Here is a 1,364-nt window from a genome sequence, read left to right as displayed (position 1 = left end):
CTGAAGCCGATGGTAAACAATGTGATGATGCACAAATGGCGTCATGAATGGAGAAAGAATAAAGGTAATGCAGTCGATTTATGGGGAAATGAATAATATTCTGTATGTACATGAAGAAAAATAAGAAACATTCATTGTTTTTTATGGGTTTGGTTGTTTTGTTTCTGGCCTCTTGCCAGGAACAACAACCCATCACCATATCTTCTCTATTGGAAGAAATGATCAATCGAGAAAGCCTGACACGCTACCCTACTCCCGAATACAGCTGTAGCCAGTTCAGTAGTTACGACCGCAGAAGCGTGACACCTGACTCTATAGGTTGGTATGCCAATAAGGATAATTCTAATTTTCTGCGAATTGATTCCATCAATGGCAGAAGAGAGTTCGTTTTATTCGATGCTGCAGGTCCTGGTGCTATTGTTAGATATTGGTCTACTTTCTGCAATGAAAGATGCGGACAAGGAATATTGCGTTTCTATTTTGACAATGACTCATTGCCTACCATTGAAGGAGTGGCTCTTAACATCTTAAGTGGCGGAGAATTAGTAGGAACTCCTTTATCAGCATCCATACCTGAAGAAGCACCTTACTTAAAGAGAGGACATAATCTATATCTACCGTTGCCCTATGCCAAGCATTGCAAAATTACGTATGAAAAAGACAATGTTTTCAGTCATGATTGCGATGATCCCAGAACATGCGAAGCCATTTTCTATAATATTAATTATCGAACTTATACGAAAGGAACACAAATAATCACATTTTCTAAAGAAGAATTGACTAAAGCTAATAAAATTCTTGAAAATGTACAAAACAGACTTTCTTCTAAGATAAAAAATATAAGAAAAAAGGTGATTTCATCACAAGCATAGCAGGACGATCATCTCCCGGCAATCATGTCAGACGCCAAATAAAAGGTGAAAATGCCATACGCCAGATAAAACTCCGAATAAAAGCTGATAATCTTGAACAAGCTTTACGCACTACTATACTTGAATTTATATTCGATGGACATCGCACTGTGTGGTGTCCGGCAGGAGATTTTTTTGGAACTGGCTATCAGATTCGTCCTTCTTCCACATGGTATACCCATGTAGATACCAACGGAAATATGGAATCTTACTGGGTAATGCCATTCAAGAAAGAGTGTGAAGTGAAAATACACAATTATGGAGAACAGGATGTAGAATTATTACAAGCTGATATTATTACAAGCTCTTATGACTGGAACAAAGAAAGTATGTACTTTTGTGCAGAATTCAAACAATACTCTCAATTACTGACTAAAATAGATTCAATTCCTTTAGAGCCTGTTTAAATTTTGTTCAGCAACATTCTTATTGCAGCAAGTTTCACCATCTCCT

General features: G+C 37.2%; 2 protein-coding genes. Both read left to right on the top strand.

Translation table 11 applies throughout. From position 1 onward, the window contains the following. Positions 1-110 precede the first annotated feature (110 nt). Positions 111-872 carry a hypothetical protein gene (locus DWY55_RS21785; RefSeq protein ID WP_133303501.1) on the top strand — a complete coding sequence of 254 codons (762 nt, stop codon included), beginning with the start codon at positions 111-113 and terminating at the stop codon, positions 870-872. Then, complete coding sequence (locus DWY55_RS22475; protein ID WP_120178408.1) at positions 860-1,318, top strand: DUF2961 domain-containing protein; 459 nt, start codon at positions 860-862, stop codon at positions 1,316-1,318. Before DWY55_RS21785 ends, DWY55_RS22475 begins: the two co-directional genes overlap by 13 nt. Positions 1,319-1,364 lie beyond the last annotated feature (46 nt).

This window comes from Bacteroides sp. AF25-38AC, assembly GCF_003602995.1.
Classification (GTDB): Bacteria; Bacteroidota; Bacteroidia; order Bacteroidales; family Bacteroidaceae; genus Bacteroides; species Bacteroides uniformis.
This window is presented reverse-complemented; position numbering and strand designations above follow the sequence as displayed.

What these genes read in the sequence shown, in the direction of transcription:
- DWY55_RS21785 (WP_133303501.1), top strand. Translation starts at nt 111, where the DNA reads ATGAAGAAAAATAAGAAACATTCATTGTTTTTTATGGGTTTGGTTGTT.